Annotated in this window: 6 protein-coding genes and 2 tRNA genes; all 8 read right to left on the bottom strand. The window is 65.3% G+C overall.

All coding sequences use genetic code 11. The features are described from left to right. Window positions 1-161 precede the first annotated feature (161 nt). Entirely contained in the window at window positions 162-1,562 is a 1,401-nt protein-coding gene (locus tag F8A92_RS06910; RefSeq protein WP_153504425.1) for a DNA cytosine methyltransferase, read from the bottom strand. 436 nt (window positions 1,563-1,998) lie between these two features. Then, window positions 1,999-2,439 carry a very short patch repair endonuclease gene (locus F8A92_RS06905; protein WP_153504424.1) on the bottom strand — a complete coding sequence of 147 codons (441 nt, stop codon included), beginning with the start codon at window positions 2,437-2,439 and terminating at the stop codon, window positions 1,999-2,001. A gap of 323 nt (window positions 2,440-2,762) precedes the next feature. Further along, a tRNA-Ala gene (locus F8A92_RS06900) sits at window positions 2,763-2,838 on the bottom strand. A 6-nt stretch (window positions 2,839-2,844) separates the two neighbouring features. Beyond that, the gene (locus F8A92_RS18940; RefSeq protein ID WP_228389267.1) at window positions 2,845-2,967 is read right to left on the bottom strand and encodes a DLW-39 family protein; all 123 of its coding nucleotides are present in this window, start codon (window positions 2,965-2,967) and stop codon (window positions 2,845-2,847) included. A gap of 31 nt (window positions 2,968-2,998) precedes the next feature. Then, window positions 2,999-3,072 (bottom strand) — tRNA-Ile (locus F8A92_RS06895). A 150-nt stretch (window positions 3,073-3,222) separates the two neighbouring features. Beyond that, on the bottom strand, window positions 3,223-4,116 hold the full coding sequence (gene ppk2 / locus F8A92_RS06890) for a polyphosphate kinase 2 (RefSeq protein ID WP_153504423.1): 894 nt from the start codon (window positions 4,114-4,116) through the stop codon (window positions 3,223-3,225). Between the two features lie 52 nt (window positions 4,117-4,168). Continuing rightward, window positions 4,169-4,870 (bottom strand): DUF3566 domain-containing protein, encoded by a 702-nt coding sequence (locus F8A92_RS06885; protein WP_153504422.1) that lies wholly within the window; start codon window positions 4,868-4,870, stop codon window positions 4,169-4,171. Continuing rightward, window positions 4,871-7,369, bottom strand: a complete 2,499-nt coding sequence (gene gyrA / locus F8A92_RS06880) for a DNA gyrase subunit A (RefSeq protein ID WP_153504421.1) — start codon at window positions 7,367-7,369, stop codon at window positions 4,871-4,873. Between the last annotated feature and the right edge of the window lie 134 nt (window positions 7,370-7,503).

Raw genomic sequence — 7,503 nt, 5'->3', positions numbered from 1 at the left:
CGATCCCAGGCCGTCGACCCCACCGCCGATGCCGAGGAGGTGACCGAACCCGAGCTCCAGGCCCTCACGGCCTAACCGACACGCCCAACCGAGGGATCAACCTCGTACACCACCCCACGGGACTTGACCCAGGTAGGTCTGGCCTCGCCCATCTGTCGACCCTAGCCCGCCGTCTGGATATTAGCTCCGCTCGGACGGCGGACTCGCAGAATCACGGGCCTCTCAGGGTCCCAATAGCGTTCTACGGCAGCGTCGGGGCTCAATGCGCCCGCATAGACCGCCTCGGCGAGGCCGGGTGCGCGTCGCCGCACGTGGCGGATGGTCTTGCGAACGTGCTCGCGGAACACGTGGTACGCAGCGCCGACGTTCACGCCGTTTCCCAACTGCTTGTATGTTGCGGATTCGGGCTGGTCACCGAAGTCGAACCACTCAGGAAGGCCCTGAAGTCGAGCAGCCTCCCGCGGGGAAAGGCGGCGCTGGAGATCGCCGAGGATGCTCGTCTGCGTGATCGCGACTAGAGCGGGAGTGTAAGTTGCCTGCTTGACGCGCAGACCAGATGGCCGCAGATGGATAACGGTGTCTAGGAGCGATTCGGCGTCCTGAGCCTGCCATTCAAACTTGCGCCTCGATGCAGGGAAGTCCCGCAGGTAGTCCCAGCGCTCCAGCCAGCCCTCAATCAGTTCTCGGTGCCTGGTGTAGAACTCCGCGTTCTTCCGAAGGAAAGTGGCCTTCCAGTGCGCGGTGCTGTCGGGAACTACCAGGTCGTCCATATGAATGAACGCATCCACCCAGATCGGGAACCCTGGAAGCTTCGACACACCCCCCCGACGCAGGGAGAGGACGAAGTCGTTCCATGCCTCGACCCACGTCGTCTCAGCCGAAGTCAGGTTCAATCGGAGCCGGTTTCCCAACTCCTTGTCCGGCTGTACGGGAAGATCCGAATGAAGTTCCCAACTCTTGGGTGACCAACCGTCGATTGGCTGGCGTAACACAGAAGGCTCGACGTCTGCGTGTGAATGCTCGGAGCCGACATAGGTAGCCGTGATGAACACCCGTTCACGGATCTGCGGACGCCCGCCGCGCTCAGGCGGAAGCAGATGCGGAGAAAATACGATCGGGCGAGAGGAGACCTGGTAACCGAGCTCGCGTAGCGAGCGAACGATTACTTCCCACTCGTGCTTATGTCGCGGTCCGTAGATGTTGCGAACGTTCTCCAAGAGGACCACCGTTGGTCGTCGCGCCTCGAGGATCCGAAGAATGTTCCAGAACAGCGTCCCCCGCGCCTCGTCCATGCCCCGCTGGAAGCCTGACTTCGAAAACGGTTGGCAGGGGAAGCCTGCGGCCAGAACGTCGTGCTCGGGCACTCGCATCCGCGTCTCGGTGTCGTCGATGATGTCGCCGTGGGCCCTGAAGTTCCAGTTCCGCTCATAGACGGCTGCCGCTTCACGGTCCTTCTCGACGGCATAGACACACTTGCCGCCCAGGGCGCCGAGTGCGGCGTGAAAGCCACCAACGCCTGCGAACAAGTCGACAAACGTGAACGGCGTAGAACCCATGCTCATTAGCTTAGCTGAGCCTTCAGCTTTCTGCTGGTGTTCTCGCATGGCGTTCCCCGTCCCCCTGCCCGATGCCGACGTGCTATCAACAGAGTGCTGAGGTTCAACGCTAGGTGGGGGCACCGACATCGACGTGCCGACGTAAGGGCTGAGCGTCGGAACCCTTCGGAATCCGCTCCGTCCGCGGCTCCAGTCCGCGAAATGCGCCGGTGGCATCTCGAACTTTGGAGCGACAGTGGACCTCTACTTCCGAATGCGGACCCCGGTGCGCAACGTCCAGGACCGGCTACGGACCCTCCACGGGGAGCGTCAGCCCTTGGTGCCGAGGTCGAGCCGCCTGCCGTCGACCGGCCAGGACGGGGCGGCACACGCGAAGAGTCATCGGCATCGGCTTTGGACCGCTGACGGGAAACGCGCGAGTCTTGCCCCCTCGTATCGCGGCCTATCGGCGTTTGACTCCGGCGGAGAGGTTGCGAACCGTCGCAGCCACGGCTGTGGCGACGTCACCCGGGTCCTCATGCTCCCAGAACCGGAGGACGGTCCAGCCGGCCTCCTGTAGTCGCTCCGTCGTGTCAGCATCGCGGGCGACGTTCCCAGCTAGCTTCTCGGACCAGTAGGTCGCGTTCGACTGCGCAACCGTTCGGTGCTCCGGGCAGGCGTGCCAATAGCAGCCGTCGATGAAGACGGCGATGCGCTGCTTGGTGAACACGATATCGGCGGTTCTCCGCAACGACCGCTCGGGTCGGTATGCGACTCGATATCGCAGACCCGCAGCGTGCAATACACGACGTACGGCCAATTCCGGAGAGGTGTCGCGGGACCTATTGCCCTGCATCACCCTCCGTGAAGCGGGGCTGCTCGCCCAACTCTCATAAGCTGGCATGAGTCCATCATTGCTGAGGTAGGCGCGTTCGGAGGGATGGCTCGGGTGGCGGATCGCGAAGGCCGGAAGTGTAGGGCAGAGCGGCGACGAGTCCGAACTCGATCAACGCGCGCCGTGCGAGAGAGGGCACCGGCGGCGATTGGCCCTAATGCTTGGTGACGCGGATGGGATGGCCGGGCGACCGCGTTGACCTCCTTCGGGAGGCGAGGGAAATCCCCGGCTTCACAGTGCACGGTGATGGACACACTTGCAGACGGTCCAAGTCCCCTGGCAAACGAAAGACAGGAAAGCGAGAGAATACAGGGCTTATCTGCGATTTCATCTGGTGGAGCCACGGGGAATCGAACCCCGGACCTCCTGCTTGCAAAGCAGGCGCTCTACCAATTGAGCTATGGCCCCTCGTCGCTACTTCGTGCCGCTGCCGCTCGTCGCCTCGCGCCAGAGGGCCGCGTCGCGATCGGCCTCGCGCCGCCGCTTCGCCAGGGCGAATCCGAGCGCTCCGAGGATCACCAGCAGCAGCTTGCGCATGAGTGCTCCTCTCGGATCCGAGCGTCGTGCGTGCGCCTGGGAAGAATCGAACTTCCGACCTCATCCTTATCAGGGATGCGCTCTAACCGACTGAGCTACAGGCGCGGGTACCGTCTGAGACAACCGCTCCATAATACATACCGTCCGCCGGGCGGCGCGCGCCAGGTGGGAGAGATCCCCCTCACCGTCCTGTCCTCCGTTGTGTTGTTGCGGCTCGGGGCGTCGTCGCCCGAAGTGGTAACAACACAACGGGGGTTAGTCGCCGGCGTACGTGCGGGCGCGCTTGACGATCTTCGGGTCCGGCGCGTACACCACGTCGGTGTCCTTGCCCTCGTAGTCGAAGCGGTGCAGGAAGTGCCGCATCGCGTTGATCCGGCCGCGCTTCTTGTCGTTCGACTTGATCGAGAACCACTCGGCGCGCCGCTTGTCGGTGCCGGCGAACATCTCTTCCTTGGCCCTCGTGTAGTCGTCCCAGCGATCCAGGCTCTCCAGATCCATGGGCGAGAGCTTCCACCGGCGGACCGGGTCGATCTGCCGGATCGCGAACCGGGTGCGCTGCTCGGCTCGGGTGACGGAGAACCACAGCTTGGTCACGGTCGTTCCCGACTCGACCAGCATCCGCTCGAACGCCGGCGCCTGCCGCATGAACGTCGCGTGCTCCTCGTCGGTGCAGAACCCCATCACCCGCTCGACGCCGGCCCGGTTGTACCAGGACCGGTCGAACATCACGATCTCGCCGGCTGTCGGGAGCTGGCGGACATAGCGCTGGAAGTACCACTCGCCGCGTTCGCGGTCGTTCGGCTTGTTCAGCGCGACCACGCGCGCGGCGCGGGGGTTGAGGTGCTCGGTGAACCGCTTGATCGTGCCACCCTTGCCGGCTGCGTCGCGTCCCTCGAACACGATGACGTGCTTGGCGCCGACATCCTGCGACCAGTACTGGAACTTCAGCAGCTCGACCTGCAGCCGGTACTTCTCCTCGTCGTACTCCTCCTGGCCCATGAGCTCGTCGTACGGGTAGTCCTCACGCCACGTGTCGACCGCCGCACCGAACCGGTCGATGAGCGTGGGGTCCTCGTTGGCGCTGTTGGCCACGCGGTAGCCGTCGACGCGCAGCTTGTCGATGTACTCCCGGAGCTTCATGTTCTGCATACGAAATTTCTACCCGATCACGGTGAACGATCGGCAAACGAGCGAGGGCGCCTCAGCGGCGCTCGGCGAGGGTGATCTCCAGGCCGCCGGCGAGGTCGGCGCACAGGTTGTAGATGTACGCCCCGATCGTCGCCAGCGCGGTGAACAGCACGATGTTGATCGCACCGATGAGCGCCGCACCGCCGAAGACGAGCTTCGGCGTGACGATGTTCCCGCTGCTGCCGCCGAGCTCGGCGAACATCGAGTCGATCGAGTCGAACACGCCCATCGTGGACAGGACGCCGTACAGGATCGCGATGGCGATCATCCAGACGAAGAAGAACGCGACCGCGAGCACGAGCGACAGCTTCAGCGTCGACCACGGGTCGATGTGCCGGATCTGCAGCTTCGCGCGACGCGGGCCGGCCGACGGCGAACGTCGGGGTCGCGTGACGGTGCCCGTCGCGGCCGAGCCGAGGCCCACCGAGGTGGCCGGGCCGGGCGTCAGCTCCGTGTCGAGGGCGGGGGACGCCGCGTCCTTGGTGCTCGTCGGATACAGCGAGCCGGTGCTGCTGCCGGCGAGGCTGTTGGTGAACGACGACTTGTACTTCGACCCCGAGCTCGTCACCGACTCGGAGACCGACCTGTCGTTCGCTGAGTCGCTGACGCTCGTGGCCTGCTTGACGCCGGAGTTGCTCGAGGCATCCGCTCCAGTAGCGCCTCCGACCGGGGCAGACAGCCAGTCGTTGCCGCCTGCGTCCTTGTCGCTGCTCATCTACTTAGCCTGCTCCTCGTTCTCGTCGGTGTCGTCCTCGGCGTTGCGGGCAATCGCAACGATCGTGACGTCCTCCGGCAGATTCATCAACTTTACGCCCATGGTGGCACGGTTGTTGTTGTGACGGACACCCTTCACAGGAGTGCGAATCACGCCTCCGCTGGAGGTGATCGCGTACAGCTCGTCCTCCAGGCTGACCGCCAGCGCGCCCACCAGGTTGCCCTTGCGCGCCTTCGGGTCGGCCGTGAGCACGCCCTTACCGCCTCGACCCTGCACGGGATAGTGTTCGATCCCCGTACGCTTGGCGTACCCGTGCTCAGTGGCGACGAGCACGTCGACCCCCTCGCGGACGACGATCATCGACAGCAGCTCGTCGTCCTCCCCGAAGCGCATGCCGATCACGCCAGACGTGGCCCGTCCCATCGGCCGCAGCGAGTCGTCGTCGGAGGAGAAGCAGATCGACTGCGCCTTCTTGCTGACCAGCAGCAGGTTGTCGTCGTCGGTGATCAGCGCCGCGCCCACGAGCTCGTCGCCGTCCCGCAGGTTGATCGCGATCAGACCGCCCGAGCGGGGCGAGTCGAAGTCGGTCAGCTTGGACTTCTTGACCAGTCCGTTGCGGGTCGCCAGCACGAGGTACGGCGCCGCGTTGTAGTCCTTGATCCGGATGACCTGCGCGATGTGCTCGTCGGGCTGGAAGGCCAGGATGTTGGCGACGTGCTGCCCCTTGGCGTTGCGGGTCGCCTCCGGCAGCTCGTAGGTCTTCGCGCGGTACACCCGGCCCTTGTTGGTGAAGAACAGGATCCAGTCGTGCGTGTTGCCCACCCAGAAGTGCGCGACGACGTCCTCCTGCCGCAACGAGGCACCCTGCACGCCCTTGCCGCCGCGCCGCTGGGAGCGGTACAGGTCGCTCTTGGTGCGCTTGGCGTAGCCGGTGCGGGTGACGGTGACGACGACCTCCTCGTTCGCGATGAGGTCCTCCATCGACACGTCGCCGTCGTACCCGATGATCTGGGTGCGCCGGTCGTCACCGTGCTTCTCCACGATCGCGGAGAGCTCGTCGATGATCAGCTGGCGCTGCCGCTCCTCGGATTCGAGGATCGCCTTCAGCTCGGCGATGACCTTCTCGATCTCGGCCAGCTGGTCGATGATCTTCTGCCGCTCGAGGGCCGCCAGGCGGCGCAGCTGCATCTCCAGGATCGCGTTGGCCTGGATCTCGTCGACGTCCAGCAGCTCCATCAACCCGGAGCGCGCCTCGTCGACCGTCGGGCTGCGGCGGATCAGCGCGATGACCTCGTCGAGCATGTCGAGCGCCTTCACCAGGCCGCGCAGGATGTGCGCGCGCTTCTCTGCCTCGGCGAGCCGGTAGCGAGTACGCCGCTGGATGACCTCAATTTGGTGCCGCACGTAGTACGTGATCATCTGGTCCAGGCGCAGCGTGCGCGGGACGCCGTCCACGATCGCCAGGTTGTTCACGCCGAAGGTGGTCTGCAGCTGAGTGTGCTTGAACAGGTTGTTCAGCACGACCTTGGCGACCGCATCGCGCTTGAGCTTGATGACGATTCGCATGCCGATGCGATCCGACGTCTCGTCGGCGATGTCGGAGATGCCCTGCAGCTTGCCGTCGCGGACCTGCGTGGCGATCGACTCGTTCAGGTTGTCCGGGTTCACCTGGTACGGCAGCTCGGTCACGATGAGCTCGGTGCCGCCCTTGGGCCCCTCCTCGACCGCGACGACCGCGCGCATCCGGATCGAGCCGCGCCCGGTGCGGTAGGCGTCCTCGATGCCCTGCTTGCCGGCGATCAGCCCCGCGGTCGGGAAGTCGGGGCCGTGCACCCGCTTCATCGCCTCCTCGAGGAGCTCCTCCTCGGTGGCCTGCGGGTTGCGCAGCGACCAGATGATCGCGTCGGAGACCTCGCGCAGGTTGTGCGGCGGCATGTTGGTCGCCATGCCGACCGCGATGCCCGCCGACCCGTTGACCAGCAGGTTCGGGAAGCGCGACGGCAGGACGGTGGGCTCCTGGACCTTGCCGTCGTAGTTCGCGGTGAAGTCGACGGTGTCCTCGTCGATCCCCGAGACCATCTCCATCGCCAGCGGCGACATCCGGGCCTCGGTGTACCGCATCGCCGCGGCGGGGTCGTTGCCCGGCGAGCCGAAGTTGCCCTGGCCGTCGACGAGCGGCGCCCGCAGCGACCACGGCTGTGCGAGGCGGACGAGCGCGTCATAGATCGCGGAGTCACCGTGCGGGTGGAAGTTACCCATCACGTCACCGACGATGCGCGAGCACTTCACGTGCGCACGGTCGGGCCGGTAGCCACCGTCGTACATGCCGTAGATGACGCGGCGGTGCACCGGCTTGAGACCGTCACGCACGTCGGGGAGCGCGCGGGAGACGATGACCGACATCGCATAGTCGATGAACGACTTCTGCATCTCGTCCTGGATGTCGACGAGATCGACGCGCGACTCGTCAGGAGCAGGCGGCGGCGGGGTCTTGGTCACGATCTATCTCTCCGAAGTCTTCGTTCTGTCATCACGTTGGGGCTGGGCCCGGCGGGCCGTGCACGGTCGTCGAGCGAGCGGAGCCGCTAGGCGGAGCGACGTCGAGACGCGGTGCGCCAGGATTCGATGTGGTC

This window comes from Cumulibacter manganitolerans (assembly GCF_009602465.1).
GTDB lineage: Bacteria > Actinomycetota > Actinomycetes > Mycobacteriales > Antricoccaceae > Cumulibacter > Cumulibacter manganitolerans.
This window is presented reverse-complemented; position numbering and strand designations above follow the sequence as displayed.

Bases quoted from the DNA above. Each gene is read 5' to 3' on its own strand.
- F8A92_RS06910 (WP_153504425.1), bottom strand. From the start codon at position 1,562: ATGAGCATGGGTTCTACGCCGTTCACGTTTGTCGACTTGTTCGCAGGC.
- F8A92_RS18940 (WP_228389267.1), bottom strand. From the start codon at position 2,967: ATGCGCAAGCTGCTGCTGGTGATCCTCGGAGCGCTCGGATTCGCCCTG.
- ppk2 (WP_153504423.1), bottom strand. From the start codon at position 4,116: ATGCAGAACATGAAGCTCCGGGAGTACATCGACAAGCTGCGCGTCGAC.
- F8A92_RS06905 (WP_153504424.1), bottom strand. From the start codon at position 2,439: ATGCCAGCTTATGAGAGTTGGGCGAGCAGCCCCGCTTCACGGAGGGTG.
- F8A92_RS06885 (WP_153504422.1), bottom strand. From the start codon at position 4,870: ATGAGCAGCGACAAGGACGCAGGCGGCAACGACTGGCTGTCTGCCCCG.